Raw genomic sequence first — 24,631 nt, forward strand, 5'->3', positions numbered from 1 at the left:
GCATGTCTACTGAAGCCCATTCCGACTCCCAACTCGCCATCGCGGGCGACCTGCTGACCCTGCTGGGCGATGTCGCCACCGAGCCCCGGCCCAATCTTCAGCTCGAAGCCCTCACCCTGGCCGTGGCCGCCGACCTGCCGGTTCTCCTGTGGGGCGAGCCGGGCATCGGCAAAACCGCGGCCCTGACCCAACTCTCGGACGCCCTCGACCTCCCGCTGACCACGGTGATCGCCAGCGTGCACGAACCGTCGGACTTCTCGGGCCTGCCGATCATCGGCGACGATCCCGCCACCCAGGGTGTCCCCATGGCCCCGCCGGAGTGGGCGGTCCGCCTGGTGCGCGCCGGGCGTGGCCTGCTGTTCCTGGACGAGCTGTCCACCGCGCCGCCCGCCGTCCAGGCCGCCCTGCTCCGCCTGGTGCTGGAACGCCGGATCGGCACCCTGCGACTGCCGCCGGGCGTCCGGATCGTGGCCGCCGCCAACCCGCGGTCCTCGGCGGCCGACGGCTGGGAGTTGAGCCCGCCGCTGGCCAACCGTTTCGTCCACCTGAACTGGGTGCACGACCATGAGGTGGTGGTGCGCGGTCTCGGCGGGACGTGGCCGTACGCGACGCTGCCCACGCTCGATCCCGAGAAGTTCCCGGAGGCAGTCGATTTCGCCCGTCGCGCGGTGTGCGGCCTGCTCTCGGGCCGCCCGAAGCTCGTGCACCAGCTGCCCAGCAGCGAGGCTCGTCGGGGCGGCGCGTGGCCGTCGCCGCGCAGTTGGGAGATGACGGTGCGGCTCATCGCCTTCGCCACCGCCGCGGGGGCCGGCCGTGACGTGCTGTCGCTGCTGGTCCGTGGCTCGGTCGGCGACGGCCCCGGGTTCGAGCTGCTCACCAGCATCGACCGCATGGATCTCCCGGATCCCGAGCTGTTGCTCGCCGATCCCGACGCCGCCGACCTGCCGACTCGCGGCGACCTACGGCAGGCGGCGCTCGACGCCGTGGTGGCGGCCGTGCGCAGCCGCCGCACCAAGGCCCGCTGGGACGCCGCCTGGGCGCTGCTGGCGAAGGCCGCCGAAACCGGCGCGCCCGACCTGGTGGTCGTTCCGGCCACCACCCTCGCGAGTCTGCGCCACGAAACCTGGGACGTGCCCGCCTCGATCGAGCGCCTCACCGGCATGGTCTCGGTCTCCCAGGGCGCGGACCGCGCCGCCGCCCGCGTCACCGCGCAGGTGGGCCGATGACCCCGATCCTGGACTCCGAGAAGCTCTTCGCCGCCCGCCTGCTGGCCGTCCGCGCCCGGCCCTACCTGGCCACGGCCCTCTACGCCCTGAACATCGTCGAATCCCGCCGGGTCCCCACCATGGCCGTCGACCGCTACTGGCGCTGCTACGTCTCCCCCGCCTTCGTCGACCACACCCCGGTCGAGAATCTGGCGTCGATTCTCGTGCACGAGGTTTCCCATCTCCTCCGCGACCACCACGGCCGCAGCGATCGTTTCGCCCAGGCCCACAACCTGTCCGGCCCCGCCGAACGCCTCCGCATGAACATCGCCGCCGACGCCGAGATCAACGACGACGCGTTCGGCGACGGCCTGATCCAGCCCGAGGACGCGGTCACCCCGGCCACCCTCGGGCTGTCCCCGGGCGAGCTCATGGAGGACTACCTCCACCAGTTCCGGCTCACCGTCGACGCCCAGCACCTGGCCTGGCTCGACTGCGGCAGCGGCGCCGACGGTCTCGACCGCGAGTGGGATCTGGGCCCGGGCGATGCCGACGGCTTGACCGACCAGCAACGGGACGCCGTCAAATTCCGTGTCGCCCAAGGTATTGTCGGCCAGCCCGGCGACGCCCCCGAAGGCTGGCGTCGCTGGGCCGACCGCGCCCTCCACCCACCCCAGCCCTGGCGAGACCTCCTCGGCGCGGCCCTCCGCTCCGCCGCCTCCGCGCCCGGCCTCGGCGCAACCCACACCTACTCGCGACCGTCGCGCCGCGCCACCGCCCTCCCCCGAACCATTCTCCCGACCCTGCGCCGCACCCCACCCCGCGTCACCGTCATCATCGACACCTCGGGCTCGGTGAGCGACACCGAACTGGGCAGCGCCCTAGTGGAAACCGCCGCCATAGCCCGGACTCTGGGCGGCCGAAAGGACCTCCTGACCGTCATCTCCTGCGATGCCGCGGCGCACATCGCGGGCCCGTTCTGCCAGTCCGAGAGCATTCCGTTGATCGGCGGTGGCGGCACCGACCTCTGTGCGGGTTTCGCTAAAGCCGCACGCGCCCAACCCCGCCCGGATGTCCTGGTGGTCCTCACCGACGGCCAAACCCCCTGGCCCAAGCAGTGTCCGTCCGCTCGAACCGTGGTCGGACTCTTCCGCCGCCCCATCACCTGGACCGCGGACGACACGGGCTTCGTCCCCGACAAGCCCCCATCGTGGGCCCGTGTCGTCGAGATCGGCTGACATTCGTGGCGGCGGCAGGTCGAACAACGCCGCCGCGCAATCGGATTCAGTCCTCGCAGCAGTCGCACTCACGGTCCGCCGCTCGGGCGCCTGCTCCGAGCGCGGCCGGGGACGGGCAGCAGGTGTCACCGCGCCACGCGTTGACACCTTCCTTCACCGCGATGACGGCGATGACGAGAGCGGCGATCGGGTCGGCCCACGACCAGCCGAACGCAGTGTTGACCACCAGTCCGACCAGCAATACCGCGGACAGATAGGTGCACAGCAGCGTCTGCTTCGAATCGGCCACCGCGGAGGCCGACCCGAGTTCCCGCCCGGCCCGGCGCTGCGCCCACGACAGCACCGGCATCACCGCCAGACTCACCGCCGCCAGCGCGATCCCGATCGGCGAGTGCCGAGCCTCCCCCGCACCGGCCAGCCCGCGCACCGAGTCGACCGTGACGTACATGGCCAGCGCGAAGAACGAGAACGCGATGATCCGCAACGCGGTCCGCTCCCGCCGCTCCGGATCCCGGCCCGCGAACTGCCACGCGACCGCCGCGGCCGAGGACACTTCGATCACCGAGTCCAGACCGAACCCGATCAACGCCGTCGACGACGCCCGGGTGCCCTCACTCAGCGCGACGATCGCCTCGACCACGTTGTAGCCGATGGTCGCCGCCACGAACCAGCGAATCCGACTCGCCAGCACCGCCCTCCGCTCCGCCGAAGGCCCCACCACCCCAGCGGACGGCATCCCCAGCGACGCCGACATCAACAGCACCCCTCGGCCTCGGCCGCCGCACAACACGCGGGATCGACCGCCAACACCAGCCCGGTCAGATCATCCAGCGCCCGCCCGATCCGCGCATCCGCCAACTCATACCGCGCCCGCCGCCCCTCCGGCACCGCGACGACGAGTCCGCAACCCCGCAGGCACGCAAGATGATTCGACAGAATCTGCCGAGACACCCCGATCCGCTCCGCCAACTCCGACGGATAGCTCGGCTCCCGCCGCAAACTCAACAGAATCCGGGTCCGCGTCGGATCCGACAAAGCATGCCCGAACCGGGCAAGCGCATCACGGTGCAGCAGGGCGTCCATACCCAGACAGTACATCAGAATCTGTATTCAGAAAACGATGAACCATTAGGGGGAGCCGCCCATTCGGCAACCTGTCTCACGAACCGGTCGAGGCACGCCGCGCCGTGATGCCGAGCGCGGTCAGCACACTGAGCAGAGCCACCGACGCGATCGCCCACCATGAGTGCGTGAACCTGTCGAGCGAGTCACCCTCGGAGGTGGTGAGCGTACCGAGCAGGGCGACCAGCATGGCGACACCGAGGACGTAGCCGAGCTGGCGGCTGGTGTTCACGATGCCGCTGCCGGTCGAGACCCGGGCGGGCGGCAGATCCACCGTGGCGGAGGCCAGCAGGCTGGGCAACGAGAAGCCGACGCCCACACCGATGATCAACCAACCGGGCAGTACCTGGGTCAGGTAGTCGACCTCGGTCCGGGCGCTCAGAGCCAAGACCAACGCGCCCAGGCAGACCAACGAATTACCCAGGGCCACAAGATAACCGGCCGACCAGCCGCGCCCGGTCAGGCGCTGCCCCACCGCGGCGAACACAGGCACCATCAGCGGGCCGGGAGCCACCGCGAGCCCGGTGGCCAGGGCGCTGTACCCCGCGCCGCCCTCGAGCCGTAGCACGACGCTGGGCAGCACCGCACCGAAGGCGGTGCAGAACAGCAGGGCGGTCACATTGGCCCAGAAGAAGGTTCGAACCTTCATCAGGGCCGGATCGATGATGGGCGACGCGTGGGTGAGCACTCGGGCGATCACCAGCGCCGCGGCAATGGCGGCCGCCGCGAAGGCGATGAGCGTCGAACTCCCCGACCAACCCCATTCCTGGCCCTTCACCAGCGCGAGCGCCAGCGCGCCTAGTCCGATGGCGAGAATCAGCGCGCCCAGTAGATCCGGAATCCGTTCCACCGTCTCGCCTTTGGTATCCGGCAGCAGTGCCAGCGCGCCGATGAGCGCGATCACGCCGACCGGCACATTGACCAGGAACACCCACTGCCACGACACCTTCACCAGCGCACCCCCGATCACCGGCCCGATCGCGGCGGCGAGGGAGGTCGAGGTGGCCCAGATCTTCACCGCCCCGGCGCGCCGTTCCACCGGCAGCACGGTCAGCAGCAGCCCCAGGCTGGTCGGCGTCAGCACCGCGGCGCCGGCGGCCTGCAATACCCGGAATCCGATGAGCCACCACAAGGTCGGGGCGAGGGCGCACGCCACGCTGGCGAGCGTGAAAACCGCGAGGCCGATGAGGAATCCCCGCTTGCGCCCGAACCGATCGGCCAGCCGCCCGGCGGGAATCAGCAGCGCGGCATACACGATCGTGTACCCATTCAGGACCCAGCTCAGATCCGACAATGTCGACCCGGGATAGCCCTCCCCGATCGCCTCGAAGGCGACATTGACGATGAAGGTATCGAGCATCGCCATGAAGGCCGCCGAACACAGCACCAGCAGAACGAGATCCGAACGATTCCGCGTCTGTTGCGCAGCAGAATCCACCTGACTTGTTTCAACCATAGTTAGATACCGTAGATGCTGACTATGGTTGCATCAAGTCAGGTGACTGAACGAAGGCCCGCCCCGACGGATGCCGGGGCGGGCCTATGGGCAATGCGCGATCAGTGCGGTTGCGCGGCGGCCTGTTTCGGCAGGCCGTACACCACCGCGAAGGAAGCCACGGTGAGCGCGATCGCCACCCCGGTGACGGCGCGGATGGCGGTCACCGCGACCGCCGGGCCGTCGCCGAGCGCGAAGCCGCTGAAGAACACCGTGCCGAGAATGGCAACACCGAGCGCCGCCGCGCCCTGCTGGAAGGACTCCAGCAGCCCTGAGGCCGAACCGATTTCGTGATCATCGAGCTCGCCGACGATGATGCCGAACAGCGGCACGAAGATCATGCCCATCCCGAGCCCGTACGCCAGCAGCGCCGGGGCCAGAGCGAGCGCGGTCGGCGTAGCTGCCGAACTGAACTGGCAGAACAGGGCGATCAGGCCGAGCAGCATCCCGCCCAGGCCCAGGTGCAGCACCTTGCGGCCGAGCTTGGGCGCCAGGCCCGCGCTGACTCCGGACCCGAGAAACGCGCCGATTGCCCAGGGCGCCATGGTCAAACTGGCCCGCAGCGCGCTGAAGCCGAGACCCATTTGCAGGAACAGCCCGACCGCCAGCGAGAATCCGCCGACGCCGCCGAAGAACACGGTGATGAAGCCGATGCCGGAGGTGTAGGAACGCTTGGCGAACACACTGGTCTCGATGAGCGCGGCCTGCCCGGCGCGGGAGCGGCGCACCTGATCCAGGGCGAACAGTCCGAGTACCGGAATGGACGCGATCGCCATGGCGATCATCCAGCTCGGCCACCCGGCCGCGCGCCCCTCGACCAGCGGGTACAGCAGCATGCCCAAACCGGCGCCGGCCACGATCGCACCGCGCAGGTCCAAGGTCAGACCCGGCAGCGGGGCGGCGGCGGGCAGGATCCACGCGCCCAATGCCAGCGCCACCACGCCCAGCGGCAGGTTCATCAGGAAGATGGCACGCCACCCGCTGCCGAGCAGGTCGGCGTCGATGAGCAGTCCCGCGACGATCGGCCCGGCGATGGTGGCGACGCCGATGAGCGGCCCGAAAGCCGCGTAGGCCTTACCGAATTCGCGTCCGAACAGATCGCGGATGAGACCGAAGCACTGCGGCACCATGACCGCCGCGAACGAGCCCTGCACCACCCGTCCGGCCAGCAGCAGTTCGATGGACCCGGCGGCCCCGCACAGCAGCGACGCGATCAGGAATCCGGCGAGCCCGATCATGAGCACCCGCTTGCGCCCGTACATGTCGCCGAGCCGCCCGCCGGTCAGCAGCCCGATCGCCATGGCCAGGGTGTATCCCGCGCTGAGCCACTGCACGGTCGCCGCCGACCCGCCGAGCTCGCCGCGAATGGCGGGCGCGGCCACGTTCACGATGGTGGCGTCCAGCAGATTCAGCAGGGTCGCGGCCAGGATGGCGAGCAGCCCCCACCACCGCCGCGGCAACGGTCCGGCGGAATCGGTTGTGATCGTGGAGGTTTCGAGGGGCGGATGGTCGACCGTGACGGTCATGGCTGTCTCCTGACGCCGATTGCCTAATCAGAACGGAATGATCTGTTCCGTTACAGTGAACCAGAGGGCTCCGCCCGGATCAAGCGTGAAATTGAATTGGAATAGAACATTCCGTTCTGATACTGTCGCCGCATGCGACCGACCCGGGTCGCTGATCCGAAGGGAAGAACCCATGTACCTCGTCGTCGGCGCCACCGCTCACTTCGGCCGTCAGGCCGTGGACGCCCTGCTGACCGCGGGCCTGCCGGTACGGGCTCTGACCCGCCGCCCCGAGACCGCCGGGCTGCCCGCGGCCGCCCAGGTGACCGCAGGCGACCTCACCTCCGAAGACGCTCTGGCCGAAGCGGTTTCAGGCGTCGAGGCGATCTTCCTGGTGCTCCCCTACGACATGGAGGTCGCTCCCCTGCTGGCCGCCGCCCGCCGCGCCGGAGTGCGGCGCATCGTCTTCCTGTCCTCGGGCGCGGTGGTCGACGGCGCGCAGGCCCAGCCCGACGTGATCGCCCGGTACCACCGCGACGTCGAAGCCGCGATCGAGGCGTCCGGCATCGAATGGACGTTCCTGCGCCTGCTGTTCCCGGCCATCAACTCCCTGACCTTCGCCATGCAACTGGCCGGCGGCGACGTCATCCGCGCCGCCTACGGCCAGGCCGCCGCGTCGGTGGTCCACGAGAACGATGTGGCCGAGGTGGCCGCCGCGGTACTGCCCGGCGGCCACGCCGGAAAGACCTACGACCTGACCGGCCCGCAGTCCCTCACCCAGACCGAGCAGGTCGGGATCCTGGCCGCGGCCCTCGACCGTCCCCTCACCTTCGAGGAACTCGACGACGCCCCGGTCCGCGCCCAGATGGCCCAGTTCATGGACCCGGCCTTCATCAACGCCCTGTTCGACCTGATGGCCGAAACCGTCGGCAAGCCCGCCGCACTCAATACCGTCATCGAAGACCTCACCGGCCACGCTCCCCGCACCTACGCCGATTGGGCAGCCGACCACCTCGCTGACTTCTCCTGAGCGACACGCGCAGCGACGCGCGGTTCGATGCGGTGAAAATCGCATCTTGGGTTCCTTGATGGCAAGGTGCTCGATCACGGCGCCCTGGTGAATGGACCGGCGTCGCTGCGCTTGCGGATGTCGGCCTTGCCGATCCGGCGATCGCGTGATCGATCGTCATCGCACCGCCGATCTCGATGCACGCAGAAATCACTCGATGCAACATGCAGGAATCAGATGCACATGCAGGAATCAACAGTGAGGAGGGCTAGTGACGAGCAAGGTGGTTCAGCGGGCCGGCATGGTCGGCAGGCTGGGTTTCGCGGGTGTGGTGGCCGGTGCGTTGGTTCTGGAACAGCACGCCGTCGCGCACGCCGCCGAGACGACCACGTTCCAACTCCCGCTGCTGGAGGTATCCCAATCATGGGGTGTCCCAGCATCATTCACGATCTTCCTGACGGCGACCGTCGGCAACGAACCCGGAGTCACCACCTTCGGTGTCGCCAACCCGCCGCCGTTCGACGGCAAGCACCCGCTCGATTCGCCCGCCCGGATCTGGTGGGCGAACCTGTCGACCGGAGCGGCGGGCATCGTCGACATGGACGTTCGCGAGACCGCGGAGCAGCCCTGCGACTGCGCCCCGGTCCCGGTGTCGGTGAACACCGGACCGGGCCGGATCGCCGCGATCGTGACCGCCGGCGGCGTCGCCGCCAACGTGTCCTCGGGACTCGGAACGTTCACCACTCCTTGAGCCCCTGGTGAGGGGCACATAAGCCGGAACCCGGAACACCGGACCGGCCCCACGGAGTAGCGTGCGGTCAATGAGCGCATGCGAGGTTTGCGGTAACGATTACGCCATGCCGATCGTCGTCGAAGCTCAGGGAGTGCGGCACGTCTTCGACTGCTTCGAATGTGCGATCCACCGTATGGCACCCATCTGCGAGCACTGCAATTGCAAGATCATCGGACACGGCGTGGAGTCCGAGGGCAGATTCTTCTGCTGCGTGCACTGCGCCGTGTCCGAGGGTGCCATAGGCCTGGTCGACCACATCTGAAACGGGCGGTCCGGAATGCCGAACACCCCTGCGGTGCTTCGGCATTTCGGACTGCGCACCGTGGCGGTTGTGGGGCGGGCGGGGCAAAGGGCCACAGGGATACCCTGGCAAGTGGCCGCTGAGTACGAGGCACGAGCACGCGATGGCCGAAAGCGATCAATTCCAGACACAGCGTGATGCGGGTAGCGATGTCATCACGGAACTGCACGCTGCCGGTTTCGACGATGCGGAAGAGATCGGCCGCGGCGGGTTCGGCCAGGTATATCGGTGTACCGAGCTCGCTGTGGACCGTACGGTCGCGGTGAAGGTGCTCACCGGTGAGCTCGACGATGATCGGGAACGTTTCCTCCGCGAGCAGCGCGCGATGGGGCAGCTGACCGGGCACCCCAATATCGCCGACATGCTGGAGGTGGGTCAGACCTCGGGCGACCTTCCATACCTGGTGATGCCCTACTACTCGCGCGGCTCCCTCGATGCCCGTATCCGGCGAGACGGCCCACTGTCGCTGCCAGACGTACTGCACCTGGCGGTGAGGATCGCCGGGGCGCTGGAAACGGCGCATCGGGCGGACGTGCTGCATCGCGACATCAAGCCAGGGAACATTCTGCTGACCGACTACGGCGAACCGGTGTTGACCGACTTCGGGATCGCCCATATCGCCGGTGGGTTCGAGACCGCGACCGGCATGATCACCGGTTCACCGGCGTTCACCGCGCCCGAGATACTCGGCGGGGAAGCCCCGAGCCGGGCCTCGGATGTTTACGGGCTCGGCGCTACCCTGTTCTGCGCCCTGACCGGCCACGTCGCCTTCGAACGCCGAAGCGGCGAGCAACTTCTCGCGCACTTCGTGCGAATCACCGAGCAACCGATCCCGGATCTGCGCGAGAGCGGCATCCCCGACGACCTGTCCGCGGTGATCGAGGCGGCGATGGCACGCGACCCGCAAGACCGACCGACCGCCGTGGAATTGGGTCGGCGACTCCAGGAGATCGAGCGCGAGCACGGATTCGCCGTAGACACGATGGCACTGCCGGCCGAACCCGGAGCCGCCCGTCCATCGGCGGTGTCGTCGATGCCCGCGGTGGGGAACGGCATCGGAAATCTCCCACTCGAGCTCACCAGCTTCGTCGGTCGGCGGATCCAGGTGACCGAGGTCAAGAATCTGCTGGCCGGGTCGCGCCTGGTGACGCTGACCGGCATGGGCGGAGTCGGCAAATCACGGCTCGCACTGCACGTCGCCGGCAAAGTGAAGCACAATTTCGCCGACGGCGTCTGGGTCGTCGAGTTGGGTGATCTGCGCGATGAAACACTGCTGGTCGACGTGGTGGCCGCCACCCTCGGCCTACGGAATCAGAGCCCGCGCCCCATGCTCGAGGTCATGGCGGAACTGCTGTCCGAACGCACTCTGCTGCTGATCCTGAACAACTGCGAGCAGGTGATCGAGGCCGTCACGAAGCTGACCAAGTCACTACTGCAGACCTGCCCACAGCTGCGGATTCTGACAACCAGCCGCGAGGCCTTGAACGTAGGCGGGGAATCGGTATTCGCGGTGCCGCCCTTGGGGATTCCCGACGTGACGGACAAGCCGTCGGCGCGTGCACGCTACGACGCGCTGGCCTTGTTCGCCGACCGCGCCGCCGCAGCCGCACCGGGGTTCGAGATCACCGATGACAACAGGCACACCATCGCTCGCATCTGCGCACGGCTCGACGGCCTGCCGCTGGCGATCGAGCTGGCCGCGGCCCGCCTGATGACGATGTCGCCCGCGCAGATCCTGTCCCGGCTCGACGACCGATACTCCTTACTGACCGGCGGCAGCCGTGTTGCCCCGAAGCGGCAGCAGACCTTGCGGTGGTGCATCGGCTGGAGCTACGACCTGTGCACCCCGGTCGAGCAGCGGCTGTGGAACCAGCTGTCGGTGTTCACCGGCGGGTTCGAACTCGATGCCGCCGAACAGGTCTGCGACCTGACCGAGGCGGAATTACACGACGGGCTGTCCGGGCTGATGGACAAGTCGATTCTGATCCGCAAGGAAACCGCCGGCACGATTCGCTTCCGAATGCTCGAAACAGTCCAGGAATACGGCCGGGAGCGGGCCGTGGAAAGCGGACGGCACCTCGAATACGTTCGGCGGAATCGAGATTGGTACGAGCAGCTGGCGCTCCGAGCAGCGGCGGAATTCGTCGGCCCGCACCAGCTGCAGTGGGTTGCCCGATTGGAAAGGGAACTACCCAATCTGCGCGACGCACTGGAACTCAGCGTGAGCGAGTCGAACGATGCCGCACTGCGGATCGCCTCCGCTCTCTTCCCTCTGTGGACAACGCGCGGACGGCTCAGCGAGGGGCGCCACTGGTGCGAGCGTGCCCTCGACCATACGACCGGCGCGCCGACCGCCGACCGGGCCAAGAGCCTCTACGACGCAATCACGCTGGCAGGGTTCCAGGGTGACCTGTCGGCCGCCGCCGACAGAATCACGCAGCTCGAGCTCCTGGCCGAGCAGACCGACGAGCCGCTGGTCAGAACCTTGTGCAAGCATGTCGAGGCAATCACCTGGCTCGAGGGCGGTGACGATGATCGGGCTCGCGCAGAAACCGTGCTCACCGAGGCCGTCGACACCTACGAGGCATCCGGGAACCTCTGGCTGCAGTTGGATGCCCTGATTGCGCTCGGATGGGCCTACGCCCTGCAGGGGGACGCCGCGCAAGCTCTCGCGTACCTCGACAAGGCACTCACGATCTCCGAATCCACCGGTGAGATGATGCTTCGTCCGTGGGAGTTGTGGGCAGCGGGATTCGCCGTGTGGCGAGGACATGAACCCGACCGCGCTGCGCACCTGCTGCAGGACGGGATTCGAACGGCCCGGCTGGCCGCGGACCCTCTCATCATCGGTACCTGTGTGGAGACGCTGGCCTGGATCGCGGCCGAGCAGCACCACGTCCGGCGCGCCGCTGTCCTGCTGGGTGCCGCCGATTCGCTGGGCCGTCTTGCCGGCGGCTCCACGGCCACGCTGCGCGCTTTGCTCGCCTACCGTGAGAAATGCACCCAATGCAGCCGCGAAGCACTCGGAGAGCAAGCATTCGAGGCGGCTCACCAAGAAGGCACCGCGATGACTGTCGATGCCGCGATGGAATTCGCGCTCGAGGAACGAGCCAAAGCGGTTGAACCGGAACCCCATTCGGAAGGTGACCTGACCAAACGAGAGCGTCAGGTTGCCGATCTCGTTGCGCAGGGTCTGACCAACAAGGCAATCGCCGCCCGGCTGGCGATCTCACCACGCACAGCCGATGGGCACGTGGAACACATCCTGACCAAACTGGGATTCACCTCGCGCGCACAGATTGCCGCCTGGGCCGCCCAGCACGGAGACAACCGCTCGTTCGGCATCTGAGACCGCAGATCGATTGCGAAGTCGTCCTTCGGTTTCGGGGGAGATTGTCTGCTGGTGAAGGAGTGCTGTGGGGCGGGCGGGGCTCGAACCCGCGACCAATGGATTATGAGATCAATCGCTGTCGGCTCTGTGCGGACCAGCAAAGTACCTGCACGTCATGGAGCGCTTTTCCATAATCTATTGGCGTCCATCGAAGACCATCCAACGGCGTGGAGCCACGACTAGGTGTATTGACCGGAGACGTTGATCGAGTGCCTCACTCAGCTTGGCCATTCACGGGTCTTGCTGTCGCTGGGGGATGCCGATCTCGTCAATGTCATGGCCGCTGCGGTGGGGGCGAGGGGATGGGCAGGCCGATGCTGTGTCTGCATCCCTGCGGGCGCTGCGCTGCCGTTCCGCCCCCGCGGACCGGTGTTCCGGATTCGCTGACCCCCAACCCTTCTCGAAGCGGCTCCGGGCCTCAGAAGGTGAACTGATCGCCGTAGGCGGTGGTCTGTACAACCCCCCGCGCGGTACTCACCGTGGCCGTAACGAAGGGGACGGCCGACACCGGCGAGGCGCATTGGGCGACATTCAACGCGGCGCTGTCGAAAGAGATGCGGTACGGGAACACGGTGGTGTCGTCCAGGGCCGACGTCGCCGTTGTCGCGACGGTGACCTGGCCGGGCCCCAACGTGGCCGTCAAGACCTCTAGCAGGCCCAGTACTCCACCGACACTGGGTCCGAGGTCGATGCTGGGTGGACTGGTACTGGTTGGGGTGGTAGCGGTTGGGGTTGTCGTAGTTGTCGTGGTCGTCGTGGTCGTCGTGGTCGTCGGGGTGGTTGGGGCAGCGGCCGGGCCGGTAGTGGTTATGGCGAAGCCGACCGGGCGGGTACCGGGCGTGATGGTGCTGGGGGTGATGACGGAGGCGATGGACGTAGTCGGCACGGGAGTGGCCGTCGCAATCGGCGCGCTGACAGGGCTCGCAGGGCTCACGGTCGGGGCAAGGGCACCGACCAAGCCTTGATTGGGCTCGATTCCGACGGTGAAGCCGCCGGCCACACTGATCCCGCAGCCGAGGATGAGCCCTGCGACGGCTTGACCGGACGTGATCGGGCCACCCTCCACATTGACCGAGTAATCACCGGACATCTGCGCGGCATGCGCGAACGTCATGAGGAAATTCGGAGTCCGGTTACCAGGCAGATTCACCCCGACGCTGTCGACGGATGCCGTCAGATGAACTCCCGAACCGGTTACCTCCGAGCCGGGCGGCTGGGCTCGGCCCAGGTTGGTACCCCAGACCCACACGCCCAGGGTTGCCACGGCCGTGCCCGCCGCGGCGACGATCAGTAGACGCCGCAAACCTGGATCCTTTCTCGAAGATGTGCGCTAGCGCTTCTTCCAGAGTCCGATATCACAGGAACAGCCGCTGTTGGCTGGCAATAGAGCCTATCGGAGATATCAGGCTGAGGAGCAATGCGGCGATAAGGCGTGTCGACCAGGGAATTCCTGCCGACGAGCCGATACCCGCCGTAAAGGTCAGAACAGTCGATCCGGCGGTGCCGACAGCGGACTCCTACGGCTCGAACCGAACCACATGGGCAAGAATCCACGCCCATCGACGCTGGTAGCCGTGCTCGCAGCAGAGTCCGGTATAGGCTTCCAACGCACACACAACTAGCGCGCCGGGCGTTCAGGCGTTTCGACTGACCAGCCAGACCTGTTCGTCGGGATAGTCTTTCGCGACAGACTCGGTTCTTCCGCCTCGGCTCGGTCACGAAGTCGTCCTTCAACGGTCCGCCGGTTCGTTCGCGACAGCCACGTCTCGATGTATCCGTCGATGTGGTCGCGGGTGATTTCGGGTGCTTCGATCGGAAGTGCCTCGGAGAGAAGGTAATCGGCGAAGTGGCCGATGTGCACCAGGTACACCTGGATCGACTTCTGGGCTCGGTTCCTTCGCCTCAGCTCGGTCGCGAAGACCTCTCCAGAAACGACAAAAACCCCTGGTCAGAGGGGTTTGTGGGGCGGGCGGGGCTCGAACCCGCGACCAATGGATTATGAGTCCACGGCTCTAACCGACTGAGCTACCGCCCCAGACCGCTGGAGATCACCGCGGGCTGCGCGAGATGCTACCGCTTCGGTGGGGGCGATGCCCAGTCGGACCTATCAGGCGGCGGGGCCGTCGGCGATCTTGTTGAGTTTGAGCTGGTAGTAGAGGATGCCGAGGCCGAAGACGAAGTTGAGGAGGAAGCCGTAGAGGGGGTTGCAGGTGGGTTCGAGGCCTGCGGCTTGCTGGGACTGGCTGATGCGGGTGCCGGTGCGCCAGAAGCTGATCAGGGCGGCGATGCCGGTCCAGGAGAGCAGGATCATGACCAGGAGGGGGCCGGCGACGGGGGCTTCGGGGTCGCGGCGGAGTTCGGCCATCTCCTTGTGGATCTTGTAGTACCAGACCAGGAAGTAGATGCCGAGGGTCAACAGCGGCCAGACCAGCCACACCAGCACGGGGTTGCGGGGTTTGATCGGTGTGGCGAGGGCTGTGGTCATGGGGTGAATCCTTTTGTTGTGGTGCGATTTTCGTGTCCCGGTGGGAACCGGCCGCCGAAACGTATCCACAGGATCGTGACCTGATCGTGAAGCGTTAATCTGAGGCGACCACCAACGGCAGGGAGGCACAGGATGTCGAGTCTGTTCGGGAACGTGCTGAAGGCGCACCAGTGGATGTATGAGAACAGCCACGGGGTGATCGGGCACAAGTTGTTGTTCGGGAATCCGACGCTGCTGCTGCGGACACTGGGGCGGAAGACCGGTCAGCAGCGCACGAATGCGCTGACCTACGCCAAGGACGGCAAGAACTACTTGGTGACGGCCTCCAACGGCGGGTCGCCGCGGCCGCCGGGTTGGCTGGCGAATGTGAAGGCCCGGCCGCAGTGCGTGATCCAGATCGGAACCCAGCGGATTCCGGTCACGGCCACCGCGACTTATCCGAATGATCCGGACTACGCGCGCCGGTTCCAGCTGGCCGACAAAGTGAACAAGGGCCGCTATACGCAGTATCAGACGATGACGTCGCGGCCGATCGCGGTGGTGGTGCTCACACCCCGGTGACCCACGCGTTGGGGTTGAACCGGCGACTAAGGGTCGGCTACCCTGCTGGCTAGAGGGGAGTACTTCCCACGAGCCATTCCGGTCAGTACGGGCCGCGCCGTCGCGTCCCCCGGGTGGTTGCCCACGGTATCCGCGGGTGAAGGAGACCTCGGCTGGTTTGCCATGTCCGAGGAGGTCCCATGAGTGCTACCCCCACTCTCCTAGCCGCTACGCCCGTCATCGACAGCATCGGAACCCCCTGGTTGTGGGGTGGAACGATCGCCGCGGTGCTGGCGCTGCTGGTTCTCGATTTCACGCTCACCCGCCGCCCGCACGAGGTCTCCATGCGGGAGGCCATCGGCTGGACGGTCTTCTACATCGCCCTGCCGGTCGCGTTCGGCGTGTTCCTGTGGTTCAACAACGGCGGCACCCCGGCGGTGGAGTTCTTCACCGGCTATCTGCTGGAGAAGTCGCTGTCGGTGGACAACCTGTTCATCTTCATGCTGCTGCTGTCGGCGTTCGCGGTCCCGGCGGCGCTGGCGCAGCGGGTACTGCTGTACGGCATCGCGGGCGCGCTGGTGCTGCGCGGCATCTTCATCGCCCTGGGCGCGGCCGCCCTGGCCACCCTGGACTGGGCGTTCCTGCTGTTCGGCCTGATCCTGCTGGTCACCGCGCTGAAGCTGCTGGCCGACGCGGCCGGCGGACACGAGCAGGAACTCGACGTCGCCAACATGAAGTCGGTGCAGCTGCTGCGCCGCATCTGGCCGGTCACCGACGACTACCGCGGCACCAAGATGACGGTGAAGGAAGCCGACCCGGACAAGCCCGGCAAGTTCCGCCGCGTCCTGACCCCGCTCGCCCTGGTCGTGGCCGCGGTCATGGCCACCGACATCGTCTTCGCCGTCGACTCGGTCCCCGCGGTGTACGGCGTCACCGGCGACCCGTTCCTGGTCTTCGCCACCAACGCCTTCGCGCTACTGGGCCTGCGCGCACTGTATTTCGTCCTGCACGCCGCCCTGTCCCGCCTGGTGCACCTGGCGTACGGCCTGGCCGCCATCCTCGCCTTCATCGGCGTGAAGCTGGTCCTGCACTGGGCCCACGGCATCTGGAGCGGCGTCCCGACCATCCCCACCGCCGCCTCCCTGGTGGTGATCGTGGTGGTGCTGACGACCGTCACCCTCACCAGCATCTACTCCACCCGCGGCGAGGAGAACGAACCCGTAGCCGACCCGCGGTGAGCCACCGCGGCGTAACCCGATGCCGCTGAACCGGTTCCCGCGTCCACCGCTCGATCCAGTCGATCGGGCGGTGGACGCGCGGCTAACCGCCGCCGCCACCGCACCCGCCGCCGCCACCGCCGCAACCCCCTCCGCCTCCACCACCGCCGCAGCCTCCGCCACCGCAGCCGCTGCCACCGCCGCACCCGCTGTGCCCGCCGCCGCAGCCACTGCTGCCACCGGGATCACCGCCCGCGCCGCAGTTGATCACACCGCCGCTGCTGTTCACCGAACCGCCGCTGTAGGCCGAGCCACCGGCCCAGCCTCCCCCGGCCCGCCATCGCTCCCTTCGGCGCTTCACCTCGAGATCGGACCGGATGCCCTCGATGAGCCCGTAACTCAGCGCGCTCACGAAGCCGATACACAGGATCACGGAAATTATGGTGCCGATCATCGCCGGCCTCCTCCCCCGTCTCGCGGCAGCCGTGACCGCGAGATACAGCCGAAAAATACGCCGGGAGAATCGCTTCGACCAACCTATTTATCGGGCCCTGCCCAGTCGCGGTATTCGACGTAGCGTGTAGCCATGTTGCTGAACCGTTCTCGGCGTCCGAGCATCGAACAGGTCAATCGGGTGGTCGACGCGCTGGAGATTCCGGAGGCGGTGTTCAAGACCTGCCCGTGGCAGCCACGGGAACTGGTGGAGACCGGTTTACGGCAGTGGTTGCGATGCTGCGGAGCGGCCATGCGCGACGATCGAGTGATCGGGATGCCGTCGCATGCGGTGGACGAGGCCTGGCACGGACTCATCCTGTGCACGAAACGGTATGCGCGCCTGTGTGATGACGCGTACGGGCGATTCCTGCACCACTTCCCGGACGGGGAGGGCTCGGGATCCGGGGACCCGATGGCGGAGCAGTTGGGACGCACCGTGGTCGCATGGTCGTTCGTGGCGCGACCGGGCGAGGACTGCGTGCTGTGGAACCTGGACAGCTTTGTAGGAGTGGACCATCCGTGGGGTATCCCCACCGAGCGGGTCCACTCGATCGAGGCGGCGTTGCGGGCGGGCTAGTTCCCGCCGCCTCCGCCGCACCCACCACCGCCGCAGCTGCTGCCGCCGCCACACCCGCTGTGCCCGCCCCCGCAACCGTGGTGGCCGCCTCCGCTGTCGCCCGAGTCACCGCCGGAGCCGGAGTCCCAGCTCCTGCTGCGCCTGCCCCGCGCTGGATCGCGGTCAGCCCGGTTGGTGATCACCGCCACGGTGACCAGCGTGAAAACGATGATGACTACGACGAATCCGATCGCGAACATCGTCGGCCTCCTCCCCCGTCTCGCGGCCCCTGTGGCTACGAGGCTGAGCCGAAAGCTACGCGGGGAGGGCGGGTGCGACAAGCGCATTCTTCGAGGGGCTCAGCACCGGTGTGAGCCCCTCGAAGAATGGGTATTCCCTACGTCAGTTTGACCCGCGCCGCGAAGAAGCGGGCGACGGCCGGGGCGAAGCGGTTGAAGCGATACTGCAGCCACGCCTCCGGGGTCACCGGCACCACGTCGCGACCGTTCTCGACGGCCTTGACGATCTGGTCGGCGACCTTCTCCGGGCCGTAGCGGCGGGCCGCGTACAGCTTGTCGTAGCGCTGCTGCTTGGCGGCTTCCTCCTCGGCGGAAACGCCCGAGAACCGTGTGTTGGCAACGATATTCGTATGCACGATTCCTGGGCAGATGGTCTGCACACCGATCCCCTGGCCCGCCAGTTCGGCGCGCAGGCAGTCGGAGAACATGAAGACCGCGGACTTGGAGGTGGAGTACGCGGCGAAGCCACGCTGCGGGGTGTAGGCGGCCATCGACGAGAGGTTGACAATATTGCCGCCGAGGCCGCGGTCGGCCATGGCCTTGCCGAACGCGCGGCAGCCGTTGATGACACCGTGCAGGTTGATATCGAGAACCCGGTTGAATTCCGCCGCGGAGGTGTCGAAGAAGTCGCCCGCGGCGCCGATGCCGGCATTGTTGATCAGGATGTCGGGCACACCGTGCGCGGCGATGACCGCGTTCGCGTGCTCGGCGACGGCCTCGGCGTCGGACACGTCGAGCTGGTAGGCGTGCGCGACACCGCCGATCCCCGCGATGAGGTCCGCGGTCTCCTTGGCGGAGTCCAGGTTGATGTCGGACAGCACAACCTCGGCGCCCTTGCGGGCGAAAGCCAGAGCGGTCTCGCGGCCGATGCCGCTGCCGCCACCGGTGATCACCAGCAGCTGGTGATCGAAAGGCCGCTGCTCCGAACCGACCTCGGCCCGGCGCAGGGTGCGCGGGGTGTCCCCGGTGCGGAGCGAGTCGATGAGCTCGATGGTGGAGGTGGCCAGCAGTTCCGGGTGCGAGAACGGCAGCCAGTGCCCGCCGCCGACCTCGCGGCGGTACAGGTTGGGCGCGTACTCCTTGGTGTCGGCGTAGCCGGCGGGCCGCACCGCCACATCCCGGCGCGCGATGACCAGCTGCACCGGCACCTCGGTGCGGCGTTCGCGCGGATCACCCAGGCGCTGCAGGATATTGGCGCGATAGATGCGCATGCCGTCGAAGAAGTCGCGCCGGAACTCCGGTCCCAGCTTGATGTTCTCCGGCGAGGTCTCGTTCATCAGACCGACGAAGCGCGACCACATCTTCTCGGTGCCCAGCGGCTTGAGCACCACCCGCGGCACGCCCGGCGTCATGAACAGACCGGTGTACAGCGAGGACAGCAGCTGGGTGAACGGCCCCCACACCTTGCCCTGCGACATGCGCGAGCGCACCCAGGCGCCCAGGTGGTCGAGGTTGGGTCCGGACACCGAGGTGAAGGACGCGACCCGGCCGACGGCCTGCGGCTCGCACACGGCCTCCCACATCTGCACCGAACCCCAGTCGTGGGCCAGGATGTGCACGGGCGCATCGGGACTCACCGCGTCGGCGACGGCGAAGAAGTCGGCCGCGAAGTGCTCGAGCCGGAAGTCCTCGGTGCGGTCGGTGCGGGTGGAGCGGCCGTGGCCGCGGGTGTCGTAGGTGACGACGTGGAAGCGGTCGGCGAGCAACGGCACGACCCGGTCCCACAGGTGGTTGTCGTCGGGCCAACCGTGAACCAGCACAACGGTTTCGGCGGACGGCTCGCCGTATTCGTAGACGGCGATATCGAATTCGCCCGAGCGCACCCGGCGCTCGGCGGCGGGGATGACGGTGGCTTCGGTCACGATCTTCTCCTCGTTGAGACGGTGCTAGAGGTCCAGCACCAAACGGTCCCCGCCGCAACGGGATACACAGATGAGCATGTCGCCGGCCGCGCGCTCGGCATCGGTGAGCACGGTGTCGCGGTGGTCGACCTCGCCGGAACGCACCCGCACCACGCAGGTGCGGCAGAAGCCCTGACGGCACGAATACGAGCTGTCCGGACGGGCTTTCAGCACTTCCTCGAGCACCGACTTGTCGGCGGGCACGTCGAGCACCTCACCGGTGCGGGCCAGCTCCACCTGGAAGGCGGTGCCGTTCACCACCGGCGGCGGCGAGAACCGTTCGGAATACAGTTCCACGCCAGGCATGCCGTTGAATGTCATTGTGCGCACGGTGTCGGCGATGACCTGGGTCATGACGACCGGGCCGCAGCAATAGACGGAGGTGTCGGGCCCGACGCCGGGCAGCAGGTCCGCGGCGGTGGGGACACCGTGCTCGTCGTCGGTGCGCACGGTGACCCGCGCCCCGAACGACTCCACCTCGGACAGGAACGGAATGGTGTCGCGGGACCGCCCGGCGTACACCATGGTCCAGTCGACGCCGAGCCGATCGGCCATCCGGATCATCGGCAGGATCGGCGTGATCCCGATGCCGCCCGCCACGAAATGCACTCGCGCGGCGGAGGATCCGTAGCCGGGCAGCACGAACGGGAAGGCGTTGCGCGGCCCGCGCACGGTGATCGTGGTGCCGACCCGCACCTGGTCGTGCACCTCGAGCGAGCCGCCGTTGCCGTCCGGAATACGCCGCACCGCAACGCGATACGCGTGCCGATCAGCCGGGTCACCGCACAGCGAGTACTGGCGGACCTTGCCCGAGGGCAGTTCCAGATCCAGGTGCGCGCCGGGCCGCCAGGCGGGCAGTTCGCGCCCGTCGGGGGCGGTCATCAGCAGGCTGATCACGTCGGTGTCGTGCGCCTCTACCCGGCGTTCGACGACCACCAGCGGAATCCGCCACGAGTCGACCCGCACATCGGGCTCGTACCGGTTGACGAAAGTGCTCCAGCGCAAACGACTCTCGGCGATGAAGTCCAGGACCCGGGTGGTGCGGTCGGCACGCCCCTTGCCGAACAGATCCTGCGGCGGTGTGACGGGAACGGGCCGGATCGCGGCGCTCACGCCTGCACCTCGCTGCGCTTGGCTCCGGCGTGCGCGAAGCGCGCTGTGTCCATGGTTCGCTCGCTCCGCTCGTTCACGAGGCCATCACGCGCGCGGCCGGGGATTGCGCCAGGTAGGCCACGGCCTGCGCGGTGGACCCCACGCCTTCGGGGCTGTAGCCGGGCTTGAACGTGGACAGCGCGCTGATCAGCAGCGACGGGATGCCGGGCACCGAGCCGCGCCACATGGCCGCGAAGATCCGGGCGACCAGCATGGGATAGCGGTGGTTGGGCAGCGCGGGGTCGGCGTGCACCAGGAACTTGGTGCCGCGCAACAGCAGCGCGATGAAGATCGGGAAGACCATCAGCATGAGCGCGCCGCGGCGCACGTAGCCGATCTCGAAGTACTCGGCGACGTCGTGGGCGACCATGCGGTGCTCGACCTCTTCGGCGCCGTGCCAGCGGAACAGGTCCAGCATCTGCGGGTCGGCGTCGAACTGCTCGAGGTCGGCGTTGATCACCCAGTCGCCGAGGAAGGCGAAGAAGTGCTCGAGCGCGGCGATCACACCGAGCCGTTCGACGAGTTGCTGCTGCTGGGCGGCCGTGGTGCCCAGTTCCCGCGGACCCAGGGTCTTGCGGAACAGGAACTCGGCCTGCCGCACGTACGGCTCGACATCGATGCCGTGCGCGGCCAGCACCTCCTCGAGCGCCCCGTGGTGGCTCTCGGCGTGCATGGACTCCTGGCCGATGAACCCGATCATGGCCTCGCGCAGCTTCTCGTCCTTGACCAGTTCGAGGGCTTCGCCGAAGGTCACCAGGAACATGCGCTCGCCCTCGGGCAGCAGCATGCTCAGGGCATTGAGGACGTGCGAGGCGATCGGTTCCTGCTTCATCCAGACCGGTTCGGTCTTCGACCAATCGAACCGGACATTGCGGGCGTGCAGGGCTACCTCTCCGGGTTCGGTCACCTCTCGGCGGCCCAGCTTCGGAAGTAGCTTCATCGGTACTCCTGGTCTCGTAGCGATTTGCTGCGTGAGCGTAGCAACATTCTACCTATGTATGAAACCAGGAGTTACACCTAGATTTTTTCGCCCCGATCAGCTATCGACGTGCACGTGCGGGCGCTGCGACCGCCGCGGGATGGCCCGGCGCAGGATCTCCCGGGTCACCGGCGCGACCTCGCCCTCACCGAAGAACACGAACCGCACCAGATTGGCGAGCGGGTTCCCCTCGGTCCATTCGAAGTAGACGTGCGGGCACTCCCCGGTCCGGTCCCGGATGGCGATCAGGATGGACGCGATGCAGTTCGGCACGGCCGCGGCCTCGACGGTCAGGATGTGGTAGTCCTCCACATCCACCTCGGTCACGTGCAGCGTGGTGCTGAACTCCGAGGGGTCCTTCACGATGACCTCGAGGAAGAGGATGGGCTCGCTGTCGGGAATGTGGCTCTCCCGGCGCTGGTCGGCCTCCTTCTCCCGGTACTCCTCGGGCGAGCGCCCGTCGGTGATGTCGTGGGTGACGATGCGGATCTCGCCGCGCTCGGCCAGCTGGTCGATCACCGCGCAGGCCTTCTCGTCGAAGATCACCTCGACGGCCCGCAGCTCGAACGCCCGGCGGATGCGCGAGGCGAACGACACCACCAGGGTCGCCAGCACGAACAGGATGGCGAGGTGCAGACCTTCGGGCTTCTCGATGATGTTGTCGATGGTGGTGTACACGAAGATCAGCGACACCACCCCGAAGCCCAGCACTCGCGAGTACTGCTGCTTGCGCCACGCCGAAATGGTCACCGCCACCGCCGCGGAGGTGATCAGCACGAGCACACCGGTCGCGTACGCCGCGCCCTGCTGGTCCACGCTGGCGTCGAAGTACCAGGTGATCCCGAAGGCGATGAGCGCGAAAACCAGGGTCAGCGGCCGGATCTGACGCGCCCACTCGGGAGCCATACCGAAGCGCGGGAGGTAGCGCGGGACCAGGTTCAGCAGGCCCGCCATGGCCGACGCGCCCGCGAACCACAGGATCGCGATGGTGCTGATGTCGTAGACGGTGCCGAACGCGTTGCCCAGATGCTCGTGCGCCAGATACGCGAGCGCCCGCCCATTGGCCTGCCCGCCCTCCTGGAACTCCTTCTCCGGAATCAGGATGGTGGTGATGAAGCTGGTGACGATGAGGAACCCGCTCATGATGACCGCGGCCGTGGTCAGCAGCTTGCGGGTGCCGATGATGCGGGTGCGCGGAAAGTCCTTGGGGTCGGCCGGATTGCCCTTGATCTGCGGCATGACCGCGACGCCGGTCTCGAAGCCGGACAGGCCCAGCGCCAGCTTGGGGAACACCAGCAGCGCGACGCCGATCATCGCGAAGATATTGCCGTGCTTGGCCGTCAGCAGATGCGACCAGTCGGTCACCAGATGCGGGGCCTCCAGCACCTTGACGATGCCGACCACGGCCACCACCAGGTTCAGCGACAGATACACGCCGACCAGTCCGACCGCGATGCCGATGGCCTCGCTGAAGCCCTTGAGGAACACCGCCGCCAGCAATGCCAGCAGGACCAGGGTGATGGTCATGTTCTGGTCGGCCAGCCACTCGGGCACGTACGGGTTCTCGACGATGTGCGCCGCGCCGTCCGCGGCCGACAGCGTCATGGTGATGGTGAAGTCGGTGGCCGCGAAGCCCAGCAGCACCAGGATGAAGATCTTGCCCCACCAGTTGGGCAGGAAATTGGCGAACATGGCGATGGAGCCGCCGCCCTCGTGGCTCTCCTTGGCCACCCGCCGGTACACCGGCAGCGCACCCAGCAGCGTCAGCGCGACCAGCACGATGGTCGCGAGCGGGGACAGCACGCCCGCGGCCAGCGCCGCGATGCCCGGCTGATATCCGAGTGTCGAGAAGTAGTCGACACCGGTCAGGCACATCACCTTCCACCAGGAGTGCTGATGCTCCTTGGGCGGCTTCTTCGCCATCGGGCCCGGAATCTGCGAGTGGTGTTCCCCCGCGTCTTCCAATAGCCAGTTCGCGAAGCGCGAGCGCGGCCGTACATCGGTCGTGGTCAAGGAGTCCTCCCCGGATCGCTGCGGTCCGGTTTCCCGTAAATCTTCCGAAATGACGTGATGAATGTACTCACGGCAAACCGGGCACGGTCAGAGCCCGCGCCGTGAGTCGATCAGGGGAATGTGCTAGCCGAGATAGGCCGCGATGGCGTCGGCGATGGCCCGCGCGAATCGGGCACGGCCGTCCGGGGATTCGATCAGGGCGGCATCGCCGGGATCTCGCATGTTGCCGCATTCGACGAGGGCGGTCGGCCGCTCGGAGAAGTTCAGCCCGGCCAGGTCGGGCCGCGGGTTCATGCCGTCGGAGCCGACGTAGGTCGAGGGCGTGAAGCCCGCCCCGGACAGGGTGTCGCGCAGCCGGGTGGCCAGCTGCACCGACGGCCCGGACTGGGCGTCGTTGAGCGCGGGCGAGGAGTAGGCGACGTGGAAGCCGTGCGCCCCGGCCGGCGCGCCGTCGGCGTGGATCGACACCACGGCCGCCGCCCCGACCCGATTGCCGAGGGTGCCGCGGTCGTTCACGCACGGGCCGACGCCGGTGTCGCTGTCGCGGCTCATGATCACCTGGAAGCCGCGGGCGGTGAGCTGATCGCGCACCAGCTGGGCCACCGCCCAATTGAATTCGTGCTCGGTGTAGCCGTCGTCACCGCTGGTGCCGGTGGTGTTGCAGGGCTTCATGCCGCCGCGCCCGTCGGGCACCTTGGCATTGATCTCGTCGGCGTGGGCCGCGCCGCCGCCATTGTGGCCGGGGTCGATCACCACGGTCCGGTTGGCGATCGGAAGGATCGGGAGGGCAGGCAGATCCGCTTTCGCGGGGGCGTCCTGCGCCGGGCGCGACTGCGAGACCGGGACGGCTTGGCTCTGCACGCAGCCCGCAACCAACAGCGCGCCGCAGAGTGCCGCCATGGACTTCCAGTGTCGGTGTCGCACGCTTCGACGAT

Annotated in this window: 21 protein-coding genes and 1 tRNA gene; 9 read left to right on the forward strand and 13 right to left on the reverse strand. The window is 67.6% G+C overall.

Annotation, left to right across the window (positions count from 1 at the left end):
* Positions 1 to 2: 2 nt before the first annotated feature.
* The gene (locus ACQP06_RS26130; protein ID WP_433667065.1) at positions 3 to 1,226 is read left to right on the forward strand and encodes an AAA family ATPase; all 1,224 of its coding nucleotides are present in this window, start codon (positions 3 to 5) and stop codon (positions 1,224 to 1,226) included.
* Complete coding sequence (locus tag ACQP06_RS26135) at positions 1,223 to 2,443, forward strand: vWA domain-containing protein (RefSeq protein WP_433667066.1); 1,221 nt, start codon at positions 1,223 to 1,225, stop codon at positions 2,441 to 2,443. The genes ACQP06_RS26130 and ACQP06_RS26135 overlap by 4 nt, the downstream gene beginning before the upstream one ends.
* Before the next feature lie 46 nt (positions 2,444 to 2,489).
* On the opposite strand, the gene ACQP06_RS26140 is transcribed toward ACQP06_RS26135, so the two are convergent.
* From ACQP06_RS26140 to ACQP06_RS26155, 4 genes are all read right to left on the reverse strand, one after another.
* Positions 2,490 to 3,197, reverse strand: coding sequence for a cation transporter (locus ACQP06_RS26140; RefSeq protein ID WP_433667067.1), 708 nt, complete (start codon positions 3,195 to 3,197; stop codon positions 2,490 to 2,492).
* Positions 3,197 to 3,526, reverse strand: coding sequence for an ArsR/SmtB family transcription factor (locus ACQP06_RS26145; protein WP_433667068.1), 330 nt, complete (start codon positions 3,524 to 3,526; stop codon positions 3,197 to 3,199). The genes ACQP06_RS26140 and ACQP06_RS26145 overlap by 1 nt, the downstream gene beginning before the upstream one ends.
* A gap of 76 nt (positions 3,527 to 3,602) precedes the next feature.
* A complete protein-coding gene (locus ACQP06_RS26150) occupies positions 3,603 to 5,021 on the reverse strand; it encodes an MFS transporter (protein ID WP_433667069.1) in 1,419 nt (472 codons plus the stop codon).
* A 101-nt stretch (positions 5,022 to 5,122) separates the two neighbouring features.
* The gene (locus ACQP06_RS26155; RefSeq protein ID WP_433667070.1) at positions 5,123 to 6,586 is read right to left on the reverse strand and encodes an MFS transporter; all 1,464 of its coding nucleotides are present in this window, start codon (positions 6,584 to 6,586) and stop codon (positions 5,123 to 5,125) included.
* 172 nt (positions 6,587 to 6,758) lie between these two features.
* Between ACQP06_RS26155 and ACQP06_RS26160 the strand changes: the two genes are divergently transcribed.
* The 4 genes from ACQP06_RS26160 (at position 6,759) to ACQP06_RS26175 (ending at position 12,017) form a co-directional block, all read left to right on the forward strand.
* On the forward strand, positions 6,759 to 7,595 hold the full coding sequence (locus ACQP06_RS26160; protein WP_433667071.1) for an NAD(P)H-binding protein: 837 nt from the start codon (positions 6,759 to 6,761) through the stop codon (positions 7,593 to 7,595).
* Positions 7,596 to 7,845: 250 nt separating this feature from the next.
* Positions 7,846 to 8,325: a hypothetical protein gene (locus ACQP06_RS26165; protein ID WP_433667072.1), complete on the forward strand. Its 480-nt coding sequence runs from the start codon at positions 7,846 to 7,848 to the stop codon at positions 8,323 to 8,325.
* Positions 8,326 to 8,395: 70 nt separating this feature from the next.
* Positions 8,396 to 8,629 (forward strand): hypothetical protein, encoded by a 234-nt coding sequence (locus ACQP06_RS26170; protein ID WP_083869469.1) that lies wholly within the window; start codon positions 8,396 to 8,398, stop codon positions 8,627 to 8,629.
* Between the two features lie 142 nt (positions 8,630 to 8,771).
* On the forward strand, positions 8,772 to 12,017 hold the full coding sequence (locus tag ACQP06_RS26175; RefSeq protein ID WP_433667073.1) for a protein kinase domain-containing protein: 3,246 nt from the start codon (positions 8,772 to 8,774) through the stop codon (positions 12,015 to 12,017).
* Positions 12,018 to 12,477: 460 nt separating this feature from the next.
* On the opposite strand, the gene ACQP06_RS26180 is transcribed toward ACQP06_RS26175, so the two are convergent.
* The 3 genes from ACQP06_RS26180 to ACQP06_RS26190 form a co-directional block, all read right to left on the reverse strand.
* Positions 12,478 to 13,323, reverse strand: coding sequence for an MspA family porin (locus ACQP06_RS26180; RefSeq protein ID WP_433667074.1), 846 nt, complete (start codon positions 13,321 to 13,323; stop codon positions 12,478 to 12,480).
* Between the two features lie 697 nt (positions 13,324 to 14,020).
* Positions 14,021 to 14,094: transfer RNA gene (locus ACQP06_RS26185), tRNA-Ile, on the reverse strand.
* A 72-nt stretch (positions 14,095 to 14,166) separates the two neighbouring features.
* On the reverse strand, positions 14,167 to 14,544 hold the full coding sequence (locus tag ACQP06_RS26190; RefSeq protein ID WP_433667075.1) for a DUF4234 domain-containing protein: 378 nt from the start codon (positions 14,542 to 14,544) through the stop codon (positions 14,167 to 14,169).
* A gap of 132 nt (positions 14,545 to 14,676) precedes the next feature.
* On the opposite strand from ACQP06_RS26190, the gene ACQP06_RS26195 reads away from it, so the two are divergent.
* Together ACQP06_RS26195 and ACQP06_RS26200 are read left to right on the forward strand one after the other, a co-directional pair.
* A complete protein-coding gene (locus tag ACQP06_RS26195) occupies positions 14,677 to 15,105 on the forward strand; it encodes a nitroreductase/quinone reductase family protein (RefSeq protein ID WP_433667076.1) in 429 nt (142 codons plus the stop codon).
* A gap of 179 nt (positions 15,106 to 15,284) precedes the next feature.
* Entirely contained in the window at positions 15,285 to 16,322 is a 1,038-nt protein-coding gene (locus tag ACQP06_RS26200) for a TerC/Alx family metal homeostasis membrane protein (protein WP_433667077.1), read from the forward strand.
* 82 nt (positions 16,323 to 16,404) lie between these two features.
* Here ACQP06_RS26200 and ACQP06_RS26205 read toward each other — a convergent pair whose 3' ends face one another.
* Positions 16,405 to 16,755, reverse strand: a complete 351-nt coding sequence (locus tag ACQP06_RS26205; protein ID WP_433667078.1) for a hypothetical protein — start codon at positions 16,753 to 16,755, stop codon at positions 16,405 to 16,407.
* Positions 16,756 to 16,887: 132 nt separating this feature from the next.
* On the opposite strand from ACQP06_RS26205, the gene ACQP06_RS26210 reads away from it, so the two are divergent.
* Positions 16,888 to 17,373: a hypothetical protein gene (locus ACQP06_RS26210; protein WP_433667079.1), complete on the forward strand. Its 486-nt coding sequence runs from the start codon at positions 16,888 to 16,890 to the stop codon at positions 17,371 to 17,373.
* Between the two features lie 376 nt (positions 17,374 to 17,749).
* Here the strand turns inward: ACQP06_RS26210 and ACQP06_RS26215 are convergent, their stop codons facing one another.
* The 5 genes from ACQP06_RS26215 to ACQP06_RS26235 form a co-directional block, all read right to left on the reverse strand.
* Positions 17,750 to 19,513 carry an SDR family oxidoreductase gene (locus ACQP06_RS26215; RefSeq protein ID WP_433667080.1) on the reverse strand — a complete coding sequence of 588 codons (1,764 nt, stop codon included), beginning with the start codon at positions 19,511 to 19,513 and terminating at the stop codon, positions 17,750 to 17,752.
* Positions 19,514 to 19,537: 24 nt separating this feature from the next.
* Complete coding sequence (locus ACQP06_RS26220; RefSeq protein ID WP_433667081.1) at positions 19,538 to 20,665, reverse strand: PDR/VanB family oxidoreductase; 1,128 nt, start codon at positions 20,663 to 20,665, stop codon at positions 19,538 to 19,540.
* 73 nt (positions 20,666 to 20,738) lie between these two features.
* Positions 20,739 to 21,644 (reverse strand): metal-dependent hydrolase, encoded by a 906-nt coding sequence (locus ACQP06_RS26225; RefSeq protein WP_404204261.1) that lies wholly within the window; start codon positions 21,642 to 21,644, stop codon positions 20,739 to 20,741.
* A gap of 96 nt (positions 21,645 to 21,740) precedes the next feature.
* Positions 21,741 to 23,696, reverse strand: a complete 1,956-nt coding sequence (locus ACQP06_RS26230; protein WP_433667082.1) for an amino acid transporter — start codon at positions 23,694 to 23,696, stop codon at positions 21,741 to 21,743.
* 123 nt (positions 23,697 to 23,819) lie between these two features.
* A complete protein-coding gene (locus tag ACQP06_RS26235; protein ID WP_433667083.1) occupies positions 23,820 to 24,620 on the reverse strand; it encodes an N-acetylmuramoyl-L-alanine amidase in 801 nt (266 codons plus the stop codon).
* Positions 24,621 to 24,631 lie beyond the last annotated feature (11 nt).

The organism is Nocardia sp. CA-136227 (genome assembly GCF_050955695.1).
GTDB lineage: Bacteria > Actinomycetota > Actinomycetes > Mycobacteriales > Mycobacteriaceae > Nocardia.

What these genes read in the sequence shown, in the direction of transcription:
- ACQP06_RS26150 (WP_433667069.1), bottom strand. Translation starts at nt 5,021, where the DNA reads ATGGTTGAAACAAGTCAGGTGGATTCTGCTGCGCAACAGACGCGGAAT.
- ACQP06_RS26130 (WP_433667065.1), top strand. Translation starts at nt 3, where the DNA reads ATGTCTACTGAAGCCCATTCCGACTCCCAACTCGCCATCGCGGGCGAC.
- ACQP06_RS26145 (WP_433667068.1), bottom strand. Translation starts at nt 3,526, where the DNA reads ATGGACGCCCTGCTGCACCGTGATGCGCTTGCCCGGTTCGGGCATGCT.
- ACQP06_RS26200 (WP_433667077.1), top strand. Translation starts at nt 15,285, where the DNA reads ATGAGTGCTACCCCCACTCTCCTAGCCGCTACGCCCGTCATCGACAGC.
- ACQP06_RS26135 (WP_433667066.1), top strand. Translation starts at nt 1,223, where the DNA reads ATGACCCCGATCCTGGACTCCGAGAAGCTCTTCGCCGCCCGCCTGCTG.
- ACQP06_RS26160 (WP_433667071.1), top strand. Translation starts at nt 6,759, where the DNA reads ATGTACCTCGTCGTCGGCGCCACCGCTCACTTCGGCCGTCAGGCCGTG.
- ACQP06_RS26190 (WP_433667075.1), bottom strand. Translation starts at nt 14,544, where the DNA reads ATGACCACAGCCCTCGCCACACCGATCAAACCCCGCAACCCCGTGCTG.
- ACQP06_RS26205 (WP_433667078.1), bottom strand. Translation starts at nt 16,755, where the DNA reads ATGATCGGCACCATAATTTCCGTGATCCTGTGTATCGGCTTCGTGAGC.
- ACQP06_RS26170 (WP_083869469.1), top strand. Translation starts at nt 8,396, where the DNA reads ATGAGCGCATGCGAGGTTTGCGGTAACGATTACGCCATGCCGATCGTC.
- ACQP06_RS26210 (WP_433667079.1), top strand. Translation starts at nt 16,888, where the DNA reads ATGTTGCTGAACCGTTCTCGGCGTCCGAGCATCGAACAGGTCAATCGG.
- ACQP06_RS26225 (WP_404204261.1), bottom strand. Translation starts at nt 21,644, where the DNA reads ATGAAGCTACTTCCGAAGCTGGGCCGCCGAGAGGTGACCGAACCCGGA.
- ACQP06_RS26175 (WP_433667073.1), top strand. Translation starts at nt 8,772, where the DNA reads ATGGCCGAAAGCGATCAATTCCAGACACAGCGTGATGCGGGTAGCGAT.
- ACQP06_RS26140 (WP_433667067.1), bottom strand. Translation starts at nt 3,197, where the DNA reads ATGTCGGCGTCGCTGGGGATGCCGTCCGCTGGGGTGGTGGGGCCTTCG.
- ACQP06_RS26155 (WP_433667070.1), bottom strand. Translation starts at nt 6,586, where the DNA reads ATGACCGTCACGGTCGACCATCCGCCCCTCGAAACCTCCACGATCACA.
- ACQP06_RS26195 (WP_433667076.1), top strand. Translation starts at nt 14,677, where the DNA reads ATGTCGAGTCTGTTCGGGAACGTGCTGAAGGCGCACCAGTGGATGTAT.